General features: G+C 70.5%; 12 protein-coding genes and 1 pseudogene. 8 read left to right on the top strand and 5 right to left on the bottom strand.

Annotation, left to right across the window (positions count from 1 at the left end):
* The first annotated feature begins 170 nt into the window (after positions 1-170).
* The 3 genes from AQJ11_RS35820 to AQJ11_RS35810 all read left to right on the top strand — a co-directional run bounded on the left by AQJ11_RS35820 (position 171) and on the right by AQJ11_RS35810 (position 6,014).
* A complete protein-coding gene (locus tag AQJ11_RS35820; RefSeq protein WP_059266057.1) occupies positions 171-2,579 on the top strand; it encodes a ricin-type beta-trefoil lectin domain protein in 2,409 nt (802 codons plus the stop codon).
* Between the two features lie 68 nt (positions 2,580-2,647).
* Positions 2,648-4,630 carry an alpha-L-fucosidase gene (locus AQJ11_RS35815; protein WP_059266056.1) on the top strand — a complete coding sequence of 661 codons (1,983 nt, stop codon included), beginning with the start codon at positions 2,648-2,650 and terminating at the stop codon, positions 4,628-4,630.
* 73 nt (positions 4,631-4,703) lie between these two features.
* Complete coding sequence (locus AQJ11_RS35810; protein ID WP_015493140.1) at positions 4,704-6,014, top strand: ricin-type beta-trefoil lectin domain protein; 1,311 nt, start codon at positions 4,704-4,706, stop codon at positions 6,012-6,014.
* 294 nt (positions 6,015-6,308) lie between these two features.
* Here the strand turns inward: AQJ11_RS35810 and AQJ11_RS35805 are convergent, their stop codons facing one another.
* Both AQJ11_RS35805 and AQJ11_RS35800 read right to left on the bottom strand, forming a co-directional pair.
* Positions 6,309-6,869 carry a GNAT family N-acetyltransferase gene (locus AQJ11_RS35805; RefSeq protein WP_059266055.1) on the bottom strand — a complete coding sequence of 187 codons (561 nt, stop codon included), beginning with the start codon at positions 6,867-6,869 and terminating at the stop codon, positions 6,309-6,311.
* A 729-nt stretch (positions 6,870-7,598) separates the two neighbouring features.
* Positions 7,599-9,488, bottom strand: coding sequence for an ABC transporter ATP-binding protein (locus AQJ11_RS35800; RefSeq protein ID WP_059266054.1), 1,890 nt, complete (start codon positions 9,486-9,488; stop codon positions 7,599-7,601).
* Positions 9,489-10,896: 1,408 nt separating this feature from the next.
* On the opposite strand from AQJ11_RS35800, the gene AQJ11_RS35790 reads away from it, so the two are divergent.
* Complete coding sequence (locus tag AQJ11_RS35790) at positions 10,897-13,065, top strand: discoidin domain-containing protein (protein ID WP_059266052.1); 2,169 nt, start codon at positions 10,897-10,899, stop codon at positions 13,063-13,065.
* A gap of 129 nt (positions 13,066-13,194) precedes the next feature.
* Positions 13,195-14,277, top strand: a complete 1,083-nt coding sequence (locus AQJ11_RS35785) for a DUF1996 domain-containing protein (RefSeq protein ID WP_059266051.1) — start codon at positions 13,195-13,197, stop codon at positions 14,275-14,277.
* Between the two features lie 109 nt (positions 14,278-14,386).
* On the opposite strand, the gene AQJ11_RS35780 is transcribed toward AQJ11_RS35785, so the two are convergent.
* The gene (locus AQJ11_RS35780) at positions 14,387-15,427 is read right to left on the bottom strand and encodes a LacI family DNA-binding transcriptional regulator (protein ID WP_059266050.1); all 1,041 of its coding nucleotides are present in this window, start codon (positions 15,425-15,427) and stop codon (positions 14,387-14,389) included.
* Between the two features lie 194 nt (positions 15,428-15,621).
* Complete coding sequence (locus AQJ11_RS35775; protein ID WP_244218525.1) at positions 15,622-16,119, bottom strand: nuclear transport factor 2 family protein; 498 nt, start codon at positions 16,117-16,119, stop codon at positions 15,622-15,624.
* A gap of 368 nt (positions 16,120-16,487) precedes the next feature.
* On the opposite strand from AQJ11_RS35775, the pseudogene AQJ11_RS51685 reads away from it, so the two are divergent.
* Positions 16,488-16,713, top strand: a pseudogene (locus AQJ11_RS51685) (3-hydroxyacyl-CoA dehydrogenase family protein); the annotation flags it as partial.
* Positions 16,714-16,863: 150 nt separating this feature from the next.
* Here the strand turns inward: AQJ11_RS51685 and AQJ11_RS35765 are convergent.
* Positions 16,864-17,640: an alpha/beta fold hydrolase gene (locus AQJ11_RS35765; RefSeq protein ID WP_059266048.1), complete on the bottom strand. Its 777-nt coding sequence runs from the start codon at positions 17,638-17,640 to the stop codon at positions 16,864-16,866.
* Positions 17,641-17,751: 111 nt separating this feature from the next.
* Between AQJ11_RS35765 and AQJ11_RS35760 the strand changes: the two genes are divergently transcribed.
* Both AQJ11_RS35760 and AQJ11_RS35755 read left to right on the top strand, forming a co-directional pair.
* Positions 17,752-18,579 (top strand): helix-turn-helix domain-containing protein, encoded by an 828-nt coding sequence (locus tag AQJ11_RS35760; protein ID WP_059266047.1) that lies wholly within the window; start codon positions 17,752-17,754, stop codon positions 18,577-18,579.
* A 265-nt stretch (positions 18,580-18,844) separates the two neighbouring features.
* Complete coding sequence (locus tag AQJ11_RS35755) at positions 18,845-19,948, top strand: PP2C family protein-serine/threonine phosphatase (protein WP_059266137.1); 1,104 nt, start codon at positions 18,845-18,847, stop codon at positions 19,946-19,948.
* Positions 19,949-20,218: the final 270 nt, after the last annotated feature.

Genomic DNA, 20,218 nt, shown 5'->3' with positions numbered 1-20,218 from the left:
CGGCCGGAGTGCTGATCCGGAGCGGGGGCAGACCGCAGCCGGCCGGAGTACCGATCCAGAGCGGGCGCGCCCCGCAGCCGGCCGGTGACGGGCGACCGCACAGCCATAGGGCCCCGTGACCGGGATTCCCCCCCGCACGGGACACCTCCCACCTGTGAAAGGAATCCACCGTGTCAGCATTCAGCCGGTTGTTCCGGCGCCTGCGCGTCTTGACGGCCGTGCTCGCGGGCCTCCTCCTGACCGCCGGCGGCATCGTCGCCACGACCGCCGCCCCGGCCCAGGCCGCCACCTCCATCACGATCAACGGCGCGTCCGGCGGCCGGACCTTCGACGGCATCGGTGCCATCAGCGGCGGGGGCGGCAACAGCAGACTCCTGATCGACTATCCCGAGCCCCAGCGCGGGCAGATCCTGGACTACCTGTTCAAGCCCGGCTACGGCGCCTCCCTGCACATCCTCAAGGCGGAGATCGGCGGGGACACCAACTCCACCTCAGGGGCCGAGCCGAGTCACCAGCACACCCGGACCGACCTCAACTGCGACCGGGGCTACGAATGGTGGCTGATGGAGCAGGCCAAGGCCCGTAACCCGGGCATCAAGCTGTACGGCCTCGCCTGGGGTGCGCCCGGCTGGATCGGCGGCGGGAACTTCTGGTCCACCGACATGGTCACCTACCTGCTCTCGTGGCTGGGCTGCGCCAAGCAGCACGGGCTGAACATCGACTACCTCGGCGGGTGGAACGAGCGGGGCTACAACATCTCCTGGTACGAACAACTGCGCGGCGCGCTCGACAGCAACGGCTACGGCAACGTCAAGATCGTCGCGGCCGACTCCGACTGGTCCGTGGCGAACGACATCAACTCCAACCCGGCGTTCGCCTCCGCGGTGAGCGCCATCGGCACGCACTACCCCTGCGGCTACCGGTCGTCCCAGTCCGACTGCTCGGTGCCGTCGGCCGCCACGTCGTCCGGCAAGACGCTGTGGGCGAGCGAGAACGGCTCGGACGACTACAACGGGGGAGCGCAGGCCGTGGCCCGCGGCATCAACCGCGGATACATTGACGGCCGGATGACCGCGTACTTCAACTGGCCGGTCGTCGCCTCGATCACGCCCAACCTGCCGTACCCCACCATGGGGCTCGCCCTGGCCCCGCAGCCCTGGTCCGGCCACTACGCGATCGGCAAGAACGCCTGGGTGATGGCGCAGACCAGCCAGTTCACCGCCCCGGGCTGGCACTACCTCGACGCCTCCAGCGGTTACATCGGCGGCAACCGGAACAACGGCAGCTACGTCTCGCTGAAGTCCACCAACGGCTCCGACTACTCCACGGTCATCGAGACGATGGACGCCGCAAGCGCCCAGACGCTGAACCTCAACGTCACCGGGGGACTGTCCACCAAGACCGTCCACGTCTGGTCGACCGACGTCACCTCCGGCAACCCGGCCGACTACTTCGTGCACACCGCGGACATCACCCCGTCCGGCGGCGGCTTCAGCCTCACCGTCCAGCCGGGCCGCGTGTACACCCTGACCACCACGACCGGCCAGGGCAAGGGCACCGCCACCGGTCCCGCCCAGGGCACGCTGAAGCTGCCCTACAGCGACTCCTTCGACGGCTACGCCACCGGCACCGAGGCCAGGTACCTCATGGACTGGCAGGGCGCCTTCGAGGAAGTGGGCTGCGGCGGCGGCCGCAGTGGCAGGTGCGTGCGCCAGATGAGCCCGCAGAAGCCGATCACCTGGGACGCGCTGTCCGATCCGCACGCCCTGCTCGGTGACATGAGCTGGAGCAACTACACCGTCTCGTCGGACGTGATGCTCGAACAGGCCGGATACGCGGAGCTGATCGGCCGCGCGGGCGCACAGGACTACAGCAGTACCGGAGGACTGAACGCCTACCACCTGCGGGTGAGCGACACCGGCGCCTGGTCGGTCCTGAACTCCAACACCAACGGCACCGTCTCCACCCTCGCCCGTGGCACCACCACGGCGCTGGGCACCAACCGGTGGCACTCCCTGGCCCTCACCTTCTCCGGCACCACCATCACCGCCGTCATCGACGGTGCCACGGTCGGTACCGTGAACGACCGAACCTGGGCCGGCGGACAGATCGGCTACGCGACCAGCCAGGGTGAGACGGCGCAGTTCGACAACCTGTCCATCACCCCCGGCAGCGGCGGGAACGACGACGGCACGACAGGCGCGATCGTCGGGGCCGCATCCGGCCGGTGCGTGGACGTGCCGAACCAGTCGCAGACGGCCGGCACCCAGGTGGAACTGTGGGACTGCAACGGAGGCACCAACCAGCAGTGGACGAACACCTCGGCCGGTGAGCTGCGGGTCTACGGAAACGCCTGCCTGGACGCCGCGGGCCAGGGCACCAGCCCCGGAACCAAGGTGGACATCTGGGACTGCAACGGCGGCGGCAACCAGAAGTGGACGCTGCACTCCGACGGCACGATCACCGGCGACCAGTCCGGCCTGTGCCTGGACGCGACCGGCGGGGGAACGGCCAACGGCACCCTCCTCCAGCTCTGGACCTGCAACGGCAACAGAAACCAGCAGTGGACGCGCGACTGATCCGGTGACCGGCCGACGACCACCGGCTCCCGCACCACCCCAGTCGACCACCCCCGAGAGGTCTCCACATGTCTTCCTCCTCCCTGCCGGTCAGCCGCCGTCGGCTGCTGGCGGCGGCCGGCGCGGCCACGGCCTTCGGCCTGCTGCGGTTCGCTCCCGAGGCCGCCGCGACCGACGGCCCCGGCAGCTACACCGCGAGCTGGCCGTCCGTGGACCAGCACCCCCCGGCCCCGGCCTGGTTCCAGGACGCCAAGTTCGGCATCTACTACCACTGGGGCGTCTTCAGCGTTCCCGCGTTCGGGAACGAGTGGTACCCGCGCAACATGTACATCGGCGGCTCGAACGAGAACAGGCACCACATCGCCACCTACGGCGACCCCTCGGTATGGCCGTACCACAACTTCATCGACGGCGCCCGCGACAAGGCCGGCAACTACGTGCGGTTCGCGCCCCAACTGGCCTCAAAGGGAGGCGACTTCGACCCGGACGCCTGGGCCCGGCTGTTCAAGTCCGCGGGCGCCAGGTTCGCCGGCCCGGTCGCCGAACACCATGACGGCTTCTCCATGTGGAACAGCCGCGCCAACCCGTGGAACTCGGTCCAGCACGGCCCCCGGCTCGACCTCGTGGGGCTGCACGCGCAAGCCATCCGCGGGCAGGGGCTGAAGTTCATGGCCTCGCTGCACCACGCCTACCACTTCAACGGCTACTACGACCACGTGCCGTCCCAGTCGGACGCGACGCTGCGCGTGCTCTACGGCCAGCAGGGCACGGCAGCGGAGAACGAACTCTGGTTCGACAAGCTGGTCGAGGTCATCGACGGCTACCAACCCGACCTGATCTGGCAGGACTTCGACCTGGGCCTGGTGCAGGAGTCCTACCGCCTCCAGTTCCTCGCGCACTACTACAACCGGGCCGTCTCCTGGAACAAGGACGTGGTCGCCACCTACAAGGACGGCCTCAACGCCAAGGGCGAGGTCTACGACTTTGAACGCGGCGGCCCGGCCGGGCTGCTCACCCCCTACTGGCTGACCGACGACAGCATCTCCTCCTCCAGTTGGTGCTACACGACGGGCATCGGCTACTACTCGACGCAGGCACTGCTCCACTCGCTGATCGACCGGGTCAGCAAGGGCGGCAACATGCTGCTGAACATCGCACCGACGGCCGCCGGCGTCATCCCCTCCGGGCAGCAGTCCATCCTGCTCGGCATGGGCGACTGGCTCGGCCGCTTCGGGGAGGCGGTCTACTCCACCCGCTCCTGGACCAGCTACGGCGAGGGCCCCACCAAGATGGGCGGGGGCTCGTTCAGCGGACCGGTGGCCGGCACCGCCAAGGACATCCGCTTCACCCGCAGCCAGGACGACAGGACCCTCTACGCCACCGCGCTGGGCTGGCAGGGCGGCACCATGACCATCACGACCCTGAACTCCAACCAGTTCAGCCTCGGCACCCTGACGAGCGCCCAACTGCTGAACAACACCGCCGGCAGTTACACCGACCTGCCCGCACCGGTCCAGGACGCCTCCGGCCTGCACCTCACCATGCCCTCGGCCAACCCGCCGTTCAGCGCCCTGGCCTACACGGTCAAGCTCACCTTCTCCGGCCGGATCCCCCCACTGGGCGGGCCGGGCGGCTCTACCACCTGGGTGAAGATCGCCAACGTGACCAGCGGGCTGGTGCTCGACAGCGGGGGCAATGTGGCCTCCGGCTCCAACCTCAAGCAGTGGAACTACGACGGAAGCGCCAACTTGCAGTGGCAGCTGATCGACCTCGGCAACGGCTACCACCGCATCATGAACCGCGCCAACGGCATGGCCGCCGACAGCTGGGGCGACTCCGCCAACGGCGCCCCCGCCCGCCAGGCGGCGTGGAACGGCGGCGACAACCAGCAGTGGTCGCTCAACAGCCTCGGCGGCAACCGCTACCAGATCGTCAACCGCGGAACCGGCACCGCACTCGACGGCAGCGGCAGCACCACGGTCGGCTCCACCACGGTGATGTGGACGCCGAACTCCAGCAGCAACAACGAATGGACCATCACCGGCACCTGAAACGCCGGCTACCGCGTCCCCCGCACCTCCTCACCCACGGAAGAAGGAGTGTATGAAACGCAAACCACTCTTGATGTCGATCGCGGCTGCGATACTCCTCGTCCTGTCGGCCGCGGGCATCTCGTTCGGCAGCGCCCGCGCAGTGACCGCCGCGCCGGCCACCACCGGCACCGTCAGGGCGACCGCCGGCTGCGGCAAGGCCCCGGCGCTGACGAGCGGCACCCACACCATCCAGAGCGGCGGCCAGACCCGCAGCTACCTCCTGCGGGTCCCCGCCGGCTACGACAACAACCACCCCTACCGGCTGATCTTCGGTTTCCACTGGCGGGGCGGCACGGCCAACGACGTCGACTCAGGCGGAACGGACGGGTACAACTGGTCCTACTACGGCCTGCGGCGCCTGGCGGACGCGAACAACAGCACCATCTTCGTCGCCCCGCAGGGCAACGGCAACGGCTGGGCCAACCCGGGCGGCCAGGACGTGGCCTTCGTCGACGCCATGGTCAGCCAGATCGAAGCGGGCCTGTGCGTGGACACCACGCAGTTGTTCTCCGCCGGCTTCAGCTACGGCGGTGCGATGTCGTACGCCCTCGCCTGCTCCCGGGCCACGGTCTTCCGCGCGGTCGCGGTCTACTCCGGGGCGAACCTCAGCGGATGCGAGGGCGGTACCCAGCCCATCGCCTACATGGGCCTGCACGGCATCAGGGACGACGTGCTGCCCATCGCGTCGGGACGGCAACTGCGCGACACCTTCGTCCGCAACAACGGCTGCACCCCGCAGAACCCGCCCGAGCCCGCCTACGGCAGCCTGACGCACTTCATCACCGCCTACTCCGGCTGCCGGTCGGGATACCCCGTCGTCTGGGCCGCGTTCGACGGAGCGGGCCACGACCCCGGCCCCATAGACGGTTCCACCGGTGACGGCTGGCGCACCTGGACATCGGCGGCGGTGTGGCAGTTCTTCACACAGTTCGACTCGAATCCGCCGCCGTCCACCGGCAACCAGGAGATCGTCGGCCAGCAGTCAGGGCGCTGCCTCGACATCAACAACTCCACCACGGCCAACGGCACGCAGGCACAACTGTGGGACTGCAACGGCGGCTCCAACCAAAGGTGGACCTACACCTCCGGAAAGCAACTGGTCGTCTACGGCAACAAGTGCCTGAGCGCCGGCCAGACAGCGGCCAACGGCACCCCGGCGGCGATCTGGGACTGCAACGGACAGCCAGACCAGCAATGGAACATCAATTCCGACGGCACGATCACAGCGCTGCGCTCGGGGCTCTGCCTGGATGCCAGCGGCCAGGGGACCGCCAACGCAACGAAGATCCAGCTGTGGACCTGCACGGGCGGCACGAACCAGCGCTGGCGCTTGCAGAACTGACAGCGGAAGGACAAAGCCGCCGCCACGGGCACCGGGCCCGGTCCTGCGCTCGTGGACACCTGCGAGCGCAGGACGAAGCGCGGCGGCACGCGTGACCGGCGACTCGGCGGAGTTCGCCGGCCGGGCGTGGTCCGGTCTGCCGAGCGTCGCCTGGCGCACCAGCGACGCACATCCGACCGACGATCGGCCGACCGTCCTGGACCACCTGGTTCGGCGTCGGCCACCGTGCTCAGGGCCGGAGCTGGTTGTGCCGCACGTCGGCGGCTCGTCTGCTGATGTGTGCCCGCAGCAGCTTCATCGCCAGGTCGTGTCCGTGCCGGCGGGCGGCGTGACCGGGGGCCGCAAACCGAGCCACTGCTCGGCGTCCCAGGCGTGGAACCGCTCTACCTCGGTGAACCCCAGCTTCGCCGCGAGGCGCATCGAGCCGACGTTGGCGGTCTGAGTGGTGAGCACCACGGGCTCGCCGGGAAGCACGCCGTCGAACCAGTCGAGTGCCGCCGCGCACGCCTCGGTGGCGTACCCGGAGCCCCACACCCGCGGCAGGAACAGGTAGCCGAGGTCGGCCTTCCCCACGGCAGCCGGGCGACGGTGCTCCGTTGCTCTCCTGAGCAGGATCTGGCCGACCATCGCCCCACCGAGCTCGACGACGAAGCTCCCGGGCCGCCGCCCGGGCACCTCGGGCATCTCGCGCTCAAGCTCGTCACGCGGTCGGGGGCCGCCAAGGTAGGTGTGCACCTCCGGCGAGGAGTACAGCTCGATGAACGCCGCTCGGTCCCGGGCCTCGGGCCCACGGAGAACGAGCCGCTCGGTCTTGATGGGGGCAGGCGGCCAGGCGACGGGTCCGAGTTCAGTCATACCGACCAACCAATCAGCATGCACGGCAACGATCAAGCCGGAATGTGCAGGCGGTGTTTCCCCGCCCGGCAGCAGGTACGGCTCGGCGGCTCGGCGCTGGTGCGGGAGTGCTGACGGCTCCCGGTGAGCGACGCTATGCGCCAGCCGACGGGGACGGAACCGCCCCCGGGTCGACGTGGTTCCGGCCCGGCTGCGACCACGCAGGGCGTACCGGGTGTACAGGGCTGGACCTTGCGTAGGACGCGCGCCGGATCCCGGCCCGATGGCTTCTTCCGGTGGCCGGGCGGCAGACCAGGGGAGCCGGCCGGGGCCTCGCGTGCACGAGCGCTGCGGGCACCGCGTCGCCGCGGCTTCGTCCGGGACCTGACTGCGTCTGGCCAGGTGCCAGGTAGCTGCTGGGCGGAGACGCTAGGCTCACCCGGCGTGATCCTGCTGAGCGATCCGCGAGTGATCGACATCCCGGTGGCAGGCTGCGGTGAACCCCTGGCGGAGATCACCACCGCTGCGACCGTAATGCCGGATCCGCGAGAACGCGACGAGCACGGAGCGTACGGCCGGGTCAGGACCGGCGTGCTCGCACGCTTGCGCTCAGCCTCCTGGCGGCATCGTGCTCGGGCGCACAGCGTGTGAGGAACGAGGGACGAAGCCGTCGGGCAGCCACCAGGGATAGGGGCACGGGTCTTCCTTCATGGGGCCCGCCCCGCCGAGGGGCGGGACGGGGGCGAAGGATCAGCGGTCCTGCGACAGTTCCAGGAGTTCGGCGAAGGTTCCGCCGGCGTGGACGAGGTCGTCGTACCGTCCCTGTTCGGTGATCCGGCCGTGCTCCATCACGACGATGTGATCGGCGATCTTGGTGTTCTCCAGGCGGTGCGTGACCACGATCGTGATGCGGTCCGCGGCGATGGCCTTGATCTGCTCGAAGATCTGGTGTTCGCCGCGCGGGTCCATCTGGGATGTGGGCTCGTCCAGGATCAGCAGCCCCGGGCGCCTGTACAGGGCTCTCGAACACGCCACGCGCTGCCACTGCCCGCCGGAGAGCTCCGAGCCGCCGAAAACGTCGCGGGCCAGCAGGGTGTCCAGGCCCGCGGGGAGGTCGTCGACGGCCTCGCGCAGACCGACCGCGTCGACGGCCTCCCACACGGGGGCGTCGTCGTGGGTGCGGGGCTGGCCGAGGGTGACGTTCTCGCGGACCCGCAGCGGCCACTGCGCGAAGATCTGCGGCACCAGACCGGTGTTCGCCCACACTGTGGCAGGGTCCACCTCGGCGAGGTCGGCGCCGTTCCACGTGACCTTTCCCTTGTCCGGCAGGTAGATCCCGGTCAGCAGCCGGGTGAGCGTGGATTTCCCCGACCCGTTCGCGCCGACGATCGCAAGGATCTCGCCGCGTCGCAGCGCGAGGGAGACACCGTCCACGGCGGGCTTGTCCTTGCCCGGGTACCGGTAGACGACCTCCTCAAGCCGGATCTCCTCGGTCGGCGCGATGTGCTTGAGGGCGCCGCGCTTGGGGGCGCGGGCGGCGGCGTCATCGAGGAAGGCCTGCATGTCGCCCAGGTACAAGCTGGTGCGGAAGACCGCGGCGCCGTTGACGACCACCTGCGACAGCGCGGCGAGCGTGGTCTGCACGGCGATGACCGCTGTTGCCGCGACCGCGAGTTGGATCCGGCCGGACACTGCCAGCCACGCCAGCGCGCCCCAGGTCGCGACGAGGAAGACTCCGCCGGCCAGCGCGGAGAGCAGGGCGATCCGCAGGGTGCGCGGGGCAGCGGCCAGGCTGCGCCGGTCGCACCGGTCGGACAGGGCCCGGTACCAGTAGATGAGGTAATCCGTCATCGAGTTGGCGCGGACCTCGTCGCTGTACTTCGACTCGGTCGCCCACCAGCGCATCATGCCGCGCACGTTGCGGTCGGCGATGTTGGCGTAGTGGATCTCGTAGTCGACCCGGGCGGTCAGCACGGCGCCGACGCCGGCGGGCAGTACCGCGAGCAGGAGGGGCGGCAGCATCAGTGGGTTCAGCACCGACAGTACGCTCCCGGCGGTGACCATGCGGATCAGCGCGGACAGGAACCGCTGAGCGTCGGTGACCATGACGTGTGTGCGAATCACCCCCATTTCGGCTGCCTCGTGCCGATCGGAGAAGCCGTCCTCCGCGCACGCCGAGGCCTCCACCCGGCACACCGCCTCGACCAGCGCGGAGTCCGTTTGTGTAGTCAGCCGTGGGGTGATGCGCCGCTCCGCGTAGGTGGCTACTGCCCCCGCCGCGCGGCCCAGCGCGGCGGCGAGTGCCACGACCAGCAGTGCCGGGAGGGCGCCGCGCAGCCGTTCGCCGGCGGTGCCGTCCCCGAGGACCGGTGCCATGGCCCGGGAGGTGGCGGCCAGCACCACGGCGGCAGAGACGCCCGTGAGCAACTGGCAGCCGAGCAGGAGCTGCACGGCTCGCCGGTCCGTCCGCCACGAAAGCCGCGCGATGCGGCCCAGGACGGCCGGGATCTGCGCACACATCCTCCGGAAGGAGACCTCGGCGAGCGGATTGACGGAGTACTGCCCGCTGTACGTGATCTCCGCCGGCGGTGGGGGAGGTGGCGCGGTGGACTGGTGCTCATGCGTGGCGGCCGAGGTCAACGTGGTCCCCCTGACGGTTGTCCGGCGTGGTCGCAAGGCTCAACGACCGCCCCGGGATATCGAACACATGTGTTTCGGTCGGGTCCGGATCCCCGAGATGCAGCGCGCGTCGGCGTGTGGCGGATGCATGGACCCTTGCGCCGCAACGGGTATGCGAAGGAAGGTGGTTGGCCGAAACGCCGATGCTGACGTTCGCGGCTGCCGGGATGGTCGCGTTGGTGCAGTCAGGTAGCTGCGGGAGCCATGGAGCCGGTCCCCGGATCCGCTACGCGGTTCGGGTTCGTTCCATCCGAACGCCGCAGTGGCCCTTCCGGTCGGCGCTGCTCAACGACGTCCCCGCAGGCCGGTCACCCAGCGTCCATGCGTCGCCGGGAGACGGCCGGCCTTCCTGCACAGCGAGCGCCGTATCGCCGTATCGACGAAGACCTGCACGAGCCCGGGCGACCTCAGACGCCGTAACGTCAGTCGCTGACCGCGTGCCGGCCGCCGCGCTCCATCTGGGACCGATGCACGCCGTGGGTGGGCTCCACCTCGCGGGCGTACGGCTGTGTGCGGCGGCGCCCGTGCCGCTCGATCTCTTCCAAGCGCGCGCGGACGGCGTCGGTGTGGAACGAGCGCGGCAGCGCCCGCTGTTCGAGGTAGCCGCAGTGCTCCAGACGGACAAGGCGAAGCGCCCGGCGGCGGGCGCGCTCTCAGGGTTCCCTGGCGGCGGGGGTACGGACGGCGGGCGGGGCGACCGGACCCGGGTCGCCTGGTGGCGGCGCATTGACGGGGTGTCGGTCCGGCTCCGGCACCCCTGGCTCGCTCGGCTGGGCGCCGACGCCGCCCACCGAGCCATCGGGCGATCTCTTAAATAAAGCCGAAAGAAAAGGGGGTCCAACTTCTTGACCCCGGGATGACTGCCGGGCATGGTCGGGAGAGCGCTCTCCCGCTCCCTCGCCTCGCGCCCTGTCTCAACTCCGCTTGTGAGGAGACGACTTCGTGTCCGCTCTCGGTACCAGCGCAGCGATGCCGCCACCCCGCTCAGGCTTCCAGCGAACGACGTCCTGGTGGCCCCCCTGGGTGGCAACGGCCAATACGAACACGTCAACCACGACGCGGGTGCACACGCTTCGGGTACCTAGACCGACCCGTCGACCGTCGTCCCCAGCCCTGCCCCAGCCCTGCCCCCAGCCTTGCCCCCCGCCCGGACCCGCGTCACCCCGTACGCGGACCGGCAACGACTCCCCTCCGGGCCGGACCAGCCTGCCCCGCACCGCGGCCCGGAGGGGACAGCAGCCCCCGCACGACGCGCACATGGACGGCCTCCTCCGCCGGAGCGTGGCCGACGCATCCCCACACCGTCGCGGACCGGCCCCCTCCGGCACCACGTCCTGTTCTCGGCGGCCCGACCCGTCAGGAGCCCCCGTTGTCCGGACCGACCACCACCTCCCTCCGCCGCCGTGCGGCCGTTCCCTTCGTCGCCCTCGGCGCCCTCCTCGCGTCCTCCTTCACCGTCGCGCTCGCCCCGGGCGCGCACGCGGCCGACGCCCTCCTGTCGCAGGGCAGGCCCGCCACCGCCTCCTCGCAGGAGGGGGACGGCTACGCGGCCGCCGCCGTGGACGGCGACCTCACCGGGACCCGGTGGGCCAGCCAGTGGAGCGACCCGCAGTGGCTCCAGGTCGACCTGGGCCAGGTGTCGAACCTCAGCCGTGTGGTCCTGACCTGGGAGTCGGCGTACGGCAAGGACTACGAGATCCAGGCGTCCGACAACGGCACCGACTGGCGCACCCTGAAGAAGGTGACCGGCGGTGACGGCGGCACCGACGACCTCGCCGTCTCCGGGACCGGCCGCTACGTCCGGATGCAGGGCCTGGCCCGGTCCGGCGGGTACGGCTACTCGCTGTGGGAGTTCCAGGTCTACGGCTCCGCCGGCGGCACCACACCGCCCCCCGCCTCGGGCGCCGTGAAGGTCGAGGGCGGCCAGGGCAACTGGCGCCTCACCGTGGGCGGTCAGCCGTACACCGTCAAGGGAGTCACCTGGGGCCCGGCGGTCTCCGACGCGCCCAGGTACCTGCCGGACGTCAGGGCCATGGGCGCCAACACGATCCGCACCTGGGGCACCGACGCATCGAGCAAGGCACTGCTGGACGCCGCGGCGTCCAACGGGATTCGCGTGATCAACGGCTTCTGGCTCCAGCCCGGCGGCGGACCGGGCGCCGGGGGCTGCGTCGACTACGTGACCGACACCACGTACAAGAACACCATGCTCACCGAGTTCGCCAAGTGGGTGGACGCCTACAAGAGCCATCCGGCGACGCTGATGTGGAACGTCGGCAACGAGTCGGTCCTCGGGTTGCAGAACTGCTACAGCGGAGCGGAGCTGGAGGCGCAGCGCAACGCCTACACCAGCTTCGTCAACGACGTCGCCAGGAAGATCCACGGCATCGATCCCGACCACCCGGTCACCTCCACCGACGCGTGGACCGGCGCCTGGTCGTACTACAAGCGCAATGCGCCCGATCTCGACCTGTACGCGATGAACTCGTACAGCAACGTGTGCAAGGTCCGCCAGGACTGGATCGACGGGGGGTACACCAAGCCGTACATCATCACCGAGACCGGACCGGCCGGCGAGTGGGAGGTGCCCGACGACGCCAACGGCATCCCCGACGAGCCGACCGACGTGCAGAAGGCGGACGGGTACACCAAGGCCTGGAACTGCGTCACCGCCCACCAGGGCGTGGCCCTGGGCGCCACCCTCTTCCACTACGGCACCGAACACGACTTCGGCGGCGTCTGGTTCAACCTCCTGCCCGACGGGCTCAAGCGGCTGTCGTACTACGCCGTCAAGAAGGCCTACACCGGCTCGGCGTCCGTCGGGAACACGCCCCCGGTCATCAGCGGCATGACCGTCTCCCCGGTCTCCTCCGCGCCGGCCGGCGGCGAGTTCACCGTGCACGCCGACGTCCGTGACCCGGATGGTGACGCGGTCACGTACAAGGTCTTCCTCAGCGGCAACTACGCGAACGGGGACAAGCGACTCGTCGAGGCGCAGTGGCGCTCGACCGGGAACGGGAACTTCGCCGTCAGCGCGCCCCGGAAACTCGGCGTGTGGAAGGTCTACGTGCAGGCCGAGGACGGGCACGGCAACGCCGGCATCGAGACCAGGTCCGTCAAGGTCGTCGCCCCGCCGGTGAGCGGGACCAACCTGGCGCTGAACCGGCCCGCGACCGCCTCCTCCTTCCAGCAGTCGTACGGCGACTGCCCCTGCACCCCGGCGCTGGCCGTCGACGGCCGCGCGGACACCCGCTGGGCCAGCGACTGGAGCGACCCGCAGTGGTTCCAGGTCGACCTCGGCTCCGCCAAGACGCTGCGCAGGCTCCAGCTCGTCTGGGACCCCGCCTACGCCGCGTCCTACGAGGTGCAGGTGTCCGACGACGCGAACACCTGGCGCCCGGTGTACTCCACGACCGCCGGCGACGGTGACGTCGACACCCTCGACGTCTCGGCCACCGGCCGCTACGTGCGCCTCCAGCTGACGGCACGCGGTACGGGCTGGGGCTACTCCCTGCACGAACTGGGGATCTACAGCTGACGGCTGTGCCCCGGACGACGGTGGCGGAACCCTCCGCGGCGTTCCGCCACCACCGCACCGAACGCACCACCCGCGTGTCACGTACCGTGCGCGCGGGCCCTCTTCCCACCCCACGGGCAGGAGACCCCCATGAGATCGAGTCCGAAACGACTCCCCGCACTCCTCCTCGGCACCGCCCTCCTCGCCGGTGCCCTCGGCGTCGGCACCATCACCTCCGCCGCCGGTGACAGCCGTGAGGCTCCCGCCGCAGCGGTCGCGCACACCGGGCACGTGATGGCCGCCTCCACCCAGGCGTCCGGCGACGACCCGGACGGCGACGGCTACATACCGGCCGTGCCGCAGGTCACCGGCGTCACACCGTCCACGAAGACCCCGCCACCGCGCTACTTCCACGAGTTCCAGGCCAACTGCTCGGTCACGCACACCGCTGCGGACGACCCCATCGTCTACCCGGGCCAGCCCGGCAAGTCCCACGACCACACCTTCATGGGCAACACCTCGACCCACGCGGGCAGCACCACGGCCTCCCTCTACGGCGGCGCCACCACCTGCAAGGCACCCGCCGACGCCTCGGCGTACTGGATGCCCTCGCTGTTCAAGGGCGACCAGAAGATCCTGCCCGTCGGCCCCCAGACGATCTACTACAAGGCCGGCGTCACCGACTACACCAGTGTGCGGCCCTTCCCCAAGGGCCTGCGGTTCGTGGTGGGCGATCCGATGCAGAGCGCCGACCAGTTCCGCCAACACCGAGGCTTCGTCGAAGGCTGGGAGTGCGGCGACAGCTACTTCAACACCGACATCCCCACGAGCTGCCCGGACCGGGCCGACGTACAGCTCAACATCCGTTTCCAGGCACCCAGTTGCTGGGACGGGAAGTACCTCGACACACCGGACCACAAGAGCCACATGGCCTACCCGGTCGTCAAACCCGGAACCAACGACAACATGTGCCCCGACGACCATCCGGTCGCACTGCCGATGATCGAGTTCAAGATGGCCTTCCCGGTCAACGGCGACATGTCCCAGGTGCACCTGGCAAGCGGGCGCGGCTACTCCTTCCACTACGACTTCTTCAACGCGTGGGAGGAACGCACGCTCAAGGCCCTGGTCGACCACTGCATCGTGGGCGGCCTCCAGTGCGATGCCCGCGGCTACGACCAGACACACCCGGAAGCGGGTGCGGCCCTGAACACGGACTACCGGCTGCCCTGACCACCGGCCCCGTCCCTCGGCCCGGCTGGTCCCGCGCACCGCGGGGCCGGCCGGGCCCTCGGTCCGCTCCCGGTCCTCGGTCCGCTCCCAGCCCCAGCCCCGGCCCCGGTCACGCGGTCTCCCGCACGACCAGTTCCGGCTCGAAGAGGACACGCGTCGGGTCGGTACGGTTCTGGCGAACGAGTTCGTCGAGGAGGCGGGCCATCTCCGCCGCCATCTGCTCGACCGGCTGGCGAACCGTCGTCAGTGGCGGAGTGCAGGACCGGGCGACCCCCGAGTCGTCGAAGCCGATCACCGCGACGTCCTCGGGCACCCGCCTGCCCCGCTCCCGGAGCAGTTGGCAGATGCCCTGGGCCATCAGGTCGTTGGCAGCGAACACACCGTCCACGCCAGGTTGTTCGGCAAGCAGCCGCTCCATGGCGGCGACACCGCTGTCGACGGTGAAGCCGCCCTCGGCCACCGGCACGTGCGGATGGCCGTTATCGGCCAGCGTGTCGCGGAAACCCGCCAGCCGCTCCCGGCTCGCAGGCAGGGCCAGCGGGCCCGTCACGGTGGCCGGTCTGCGGCAACCGCGGGCGAGGAGGCGCTCCGCCGCGAGCCGTCCGCCGTGCCGGTGGTCCAGGTCCACGTAGCTCAGTGGGACCTCGCGTGCCGGGCGGGCGAACAGCACGGTGGGCAGCTTCGCCTCGGCCAGCAGCGCGGGCAACGGGTCGTCGGCGTGGGTGGAGACGACGAGCGCGCCGTCGGCACGGCCCTGCCGCAGGTAGGTCAGCACCTCCTGCCGGTCCTCGGGCGACTCGGCGAACATCAGCACCGGGTACATGCAGCGTGGCCGCAGAAATCCGACGATCCCTGAGACCACCCTTCCGAAGAAGGGGTCGGCGAAGGCCCGGGCGACGAAGGCCTCCTGGGTCTCCTGCGAGAGGTCCCCGGCTCCGGACACCACGAGCGCCACCGTCTCGGCACGCCGGGTCACCAGCGACCGGGCGGCCCGGTTGGGGGCGTAACCGGTCCGCTCGATCGCCCGGTGGACCAGCTTCTGGATCGCCGGGTCCACGTTGCGGACACCGTTCACGACCCGGGAGACGGTCGCCCGGGAGACGCCCGCCTCACGGGCGACGTCCTCCAAGGTCGGGGCCTGGTTGCTCATGCCCGCACCTTAACCGCGCGCCGGAGACACCGAGTAGAGCGCCGTTTCCTGCCCTCGGGCTCCCCGTCCGCAGTCCCGCCCCGGCCGAGCTGCCCGCTCGCCCCGCCGGCAGTCGAGGTCACGCGCGGCCGGAGCTGTCGTCGAACAGGCCGGTACCCGCGCCACGGGCGCCGGCCGGGTCAGCCCCGCAGCCATCACAGCGTCGCGGCGTAGAACGCGGCCGTGCGTTCGAGCTGGTCGTCGCCGAGCAGGTCGGCGGCCACCGCGTAGCCGCGCCGGGCCGGGTGCCATGTGAGGAGCGCGTACGGCGGCCGGTGAGGAGCGAGGTCCTCGGGGGCGAGGGCGATGTGCCGGCCCGGCCCGGCGCGGCCCGGCGCGGCCGGTGGGAGGGTGTGGCGCTCGTAGACGCAGTCCAGCGCCACAATGCCCCTGCGGCGTCGCGTCGTTCGAGGCGGTGCACGAGGCGGTGCACGAGGCGGGTGTACGAGACGGGTGTACGAGACGAGGTCGGCGGTGACACCGTCGACATCCGTCCTCACCTCGATACCGGTGGGCGTCTCGGCGAAGGCGCGGTCGCCCACGATCCGGGCGGTCTGGAGCTGATCCGCGCGGTGCGCCGTGCCGCCGACGGGCGGGGACAGGCGGTGGACGCTCCTGTCGCCCCGCCCGGACATGGCTTCCGACGCTGCCACGAAGCCCGGCCCGTCTCCTCGGTACCAGCTGAGGGCCACGGTGGAATCAGGCCGGTAGCAGGCCCGCATCTGGTCCCACCACCCTCGGCCGCGTCCCTGGCGCTCGGGCAGCACGGTCCGGGTGACGACGCGGGATCAGTGGGCACCGGGCTCGGGGGGCGACGCGTTCGAGGACCGCGTCGAGGTCGGATCCTGCGGATGACGACGACCGAGCCGGCCAGGTTCCCGGGCTGGTCAGCGGGTCCAGCCCCTCCTCGGCGAGGAGGTCGAACTCGTCGTGGAGGGCGAAGCCGGGGATGATGCCCGCGGCCCCGCACGCGTCGGAACCCGCGACCGTCGGGACTTCCGCGTCGGCGAAGGTCTTGGCCATCTCGGCGATCCGCATGTTCGAATCCGGCTTCGCCGCCGCCCACGACACCGACGAGGGCATGGTCCGCGACTGCGCCCACCCCATGGGCCCCTGCGGCTGGCCGACCACATCGGGCTCGACGCCACCCTGGCCGTCGCCGAGTCCTTGTACGCGGAGTTCAAGGAGCCCTCTACGCGCCACCGCCGCTGCTGTGCCGCATGGTGCAGGCGGGCCAACTCGGCCGGAACGATCAGCCAGCCACGCCTTCCGCCACCGCTCGCCGGGTGGCTCTGTGTTCCTCGCGTCGACGCTCACATAGAAGCGGCCGGGTCCGCCACCCGTCCGTCGTGGCGACCGTACAAGGGGCACACCCCGTCGCCGGGCCGCGGGGACGGTCAGGCTGCCGGCGCGAACGCGGTGATGGCGTCGACGAGGTCGGCCGGGGCTTCCAGCGGGATCAGGTGACCGGTGTGGGGGACCACCACGACGTCGGCTTGGGAGAGGTAGGGCACCAGGTTGTCGCGGAGCACGCCGACGGGCTCCACCTGGTCGTGTTCTCCGGCGACGACGAGAGCGGGCACGCTGACCATGCGCGTGTGCTCGGTGATGTCCTGCGCGATGCCGCGCAGCGGCCACTCGGTGCGGGCGGCGTCGGCGACCGCCCGCGAATCGGTCACGATCTGCGCCTTGAGCGGAGCGGACAGCTCGGTCGCGGTCAGGACGTGATCCCGTGCCCCGGCCACGGACTCGGCGGAGTCGTAGGCGTGCGACAGGGCTTTCTGGTACTCGGGAGTGACCTGTGCCGCGGGCTTCGCCGGACCGGAGCCGACGAGGACGATGCCGCGCAGGCCCGCGGGCCGGGTGGCCGCGACCAGCTGTGCGACCTTGCCCCCCATCGAATGCCCCACCAGGACGTAGTCGGTGACCCCCGCATCCGCGATCACGCCGAGCGTGTCGTCGGCGAGCTGACCGAGCGTATAGGGGCCGGGCAGAGCGCTCGACCGGCTCCACCCGCGGAAGTCGACCGTGAGCACGTCACGGCCCGCCAGGCGGTCGACGACGAGGTCCCAGGTGCGGGCAGAACCACCCCAGTAGTGCAGGAAGACAAGAGTCGGCCCGGTCCCCGGCAGATGGTCGTAAGCGGGCAGAAGCGTCTGCTGCGTCGTGTGCATGATGGATCTTCCGGTCGATGCTCTGGGCGATTGCCCTGTGTGTTCATTGAAACTTCCGCACCCGGACGGGGCATCGGCGTGACTGGTCGCCCGATGGTGAAAACTGGACACGTGAGCGTGATCCGGCAGATGACCTACCAGCCCGCAGGACGCCGCGCCGCCTCGGTTGAGACGATGACGTTCGGCCGCCTTCGCGAGCTGAACGACGGCAGCACGCAGCGCGCCGACTTCCACGTCCTTGGCGTCATCGACGCCGGACCCGGCTCAGTCACGGTCGATTTCCACCTCCACCCGCTCCAAGATCGGTCCGCGGTGTGGATTCCACCCGGCGCGGTGCACCGGTGGGACGACATCGCCGCAGTGGCAGGGCACCTCGTGCTGTTCGTGCCGACCGCGCCGGTCACCCACGCCACCCGGGAACTCGTCGCCTCCCCGGACCTGGCCGCGCACTGGAGCATCCCCGACGCCGACTGGCCCTTCGTCGACACCGCGCGCAGCCATCTCCTCCTCGAAGCCTCAGCCCCACCCAGTGACCCCTCGACGGAGCTGCCCGAAATCCTGCTCTCCGCGCTCATCACCCGGCTGCACCCACCGCACGCCGAAGCACGGCTCACACATCCGGTGTTCCGGCTGTTCCGCTCCAGCGTCGAAGCGCACTTCCGGCACCACCACGACGCCGGCTACTACGCCCGTGCGCTGGGATACGCGCCCCGAACCCTCTCGCGAGCGGTGCAGCAGGCCACCGGCCGCACCGCGAAGGCATACATCGTCGAACGGATCACCCTGGAGGCCAAACGGCTCCTCGCACACGACCGCCTCACCGCCGCCCGCTGCGCCGACATACTCGGCTTCTCCGACGCATCCAACTTCTCGGTGTTCTTCCACAAGGCCACAGGCAAACGCCCGGGGGCGTGGCAGGCGTCGGTGACCGCCGAATGAGGAGGCGGCGACCGGGGCGCAGGCCGGGGCCGAAGACGTCATGGTGCCGGGGGGCTGCTGTAGGCGGTGCGCGTTCCTTGGCGCGCGGCGGTGCTCAGTGGCGCTTGCCGGTGGCGTCCGGGGCGTGCTGTGAGGGCGCATACCCAGGGTTCCCTGCGCGCCTCGCAGGAGGAAGGCGCAGAGTGGACGTATGCGCCTTCGGCAACACTTCGCCTTGACACGGCAGCGGTGGCGCTCCACCCACGGCTTGGTGGTGCTCCCTCTGGTGTTGATCGTCGCGATCACCATCGTGGACGTACAGACCCCGGAATCGATCCACCTCGGCCCGCTGCTCGTCGTGGCACCCGCCATCACCGTCTCGTTCGGATCCGCATGGCTGACCGGGCTGATCGGCGCACTGGCGGTGACGGCACAGGCGGTCATCGCCGTGCTCCACGGGGGTCTGACAACGCCCAACCACCTGTCGCAGATCATCGGGCTGGCAGTCCTGTCGATCATGGCCGTGGTCGTCTGCCTGACACGTGACCGGCGCACGGCAGAGCTGGCCCAGGTGCGATCGGTCTCCGAGGCCGCGCAGCGGGCGCTGCTCCGCCCGCTGCCCCGCCGGATCGGTCCGCTGGAGATCTCGTCCACGTACCTGGCCGCCGAGAAGGAAGCGCGCATCGGCGGTGACCTGTACGCCGTGGCCCGCACCGGCGATCGCACGCGCGTACTCATCGGCGACGTCAGGGGCAAGGGGCTGGCCGCGGTCGGCGAAGCGGCCGCGCTGATGGGCGCGTTCCAGGAGGCCGCGCACCAGCACACCACGCTCCCGGCCCTCGCCGACGCCCTGGACCACAGTCTGTGCCGCTACCTGACCCAGTTCCCGGGGACGGACGACGAGGTGCAGGAGCACTTCATCACCGCGCTGTTGCTGGAGATCCCCGACCATGACCTCGTGGCCCGGCTGACGCCCTGCGGGCACCCGCCGCCCCTGCTCATCAGCCAGGGGCGGGTGACGACTGTCCCGACCGCCCCGGCACCGCCGCTGGGCATGTGCGAGCTGGAGCAGGGCATCCGCACGTCTCACACCTTCGCGTTCCAGTCCGGTGACACCCTCCTGCTCTACACCGACGGCCTGGTGGAGGCCCGCGACACCGGCGGCGCCTTCTACCCACTGGAACGGCGGCTCGCCCGCTGGCCGCACTGCGGTCCCGAGATGCTCATCGAACGCGTCCGGCAGGACCTGCTCGCCCACACCGGCGGAGCCCTCCGCGACGACGCCGCCATCCTCGCCCTGCGGCGCACGGCGGTCGCGCACACCGGGCGCCCCGACGGCGAGCTGGTGGGCACCGGGGGCCGGCACACGGCCGACCAGAACCCCTGCTAGCCGCTCCCGTCGAGAGACCGCGGTGGCGACGCGTTTACTCCGGAGCAGCCCAGGGTCTCTGCGGGAACATCGCGCCACGCGACACCGGTCCGCAGCACGTACACGTACACGACACCGGCCAGTGCCACTCGATCGGGAAGACGCAGCCGCCCGGGATAGCGGTGGCGCCGTTCGGGAGCAACAAGATCAGCACGCACCCCGGACACCCTGCTGACCAAGATCGCCGAGACAACTGCTCTGTGGTCTTCGAGAGGACTCCACTCGTGCGCT

This window comes from Streptomyces corchorusii (assembly GCF_001514055.1).
Taxonomy (GTDB): Bacteria; Actinomycetota; Actinomycetes; order Streptomycetales; family Streptomycetaceae; genus Streptomyces; species Streptomyces olivaceoviridis.
The sequence above is the reverse complement of the archived record's forward strand: the minus strand, read 5'-3'. Positions and strand labels throughout refer to the sequence as shown.

Excerpts from the sequence above, each read along its gene's own strand:
- AQJ11_RS35810 (WP_015493140.1), top strand. The coding sequence starts at position 4,704 with ATGTCGATCGCGGCTGCGATACTCCTCGTCCTGTCGGCCGCGGGCATC.
- AQJ11_RS35780 (WP_059266050.1), bottom strand. The coding sequence starts at position 15,427 with ATGAGCAACCAGGCCCCGACCTTGGAGGACGTCGCCCGTGAGGCGGGC.
- AQJ11_RS35805 (WP_059266055.1), bottom strand. The coding sequence starts at position 6,869 with ATGACTGAACTCGGACCCGTCGCCTGGCCGCCTGCCCCCATCAAGACC.
- AQJ11_RS35785 (WP_059266051.1), top strand. The coding sequence starts at position 13,195 with ATGAGATCGAGTCCGAAACGACTCCCCGCACTCCTCCTCGGCACCGCC.
- AQJ11_RS35765 (WP_059266048.1), bottom strand. The coding sequence starts at position 17,640 with ATGCACACGACGCAGCAGACGCTTCTGCCCGCTTACGACCATCTGCCG.
- AQJ11_RS35815 (WP_059266056.1), top strand. The coding sequence starts at position 2,648 with ATGTCTTCCTCCTCCCTGCCGGTCAGCCGCCGTCGGCTGCTGGCGGCG.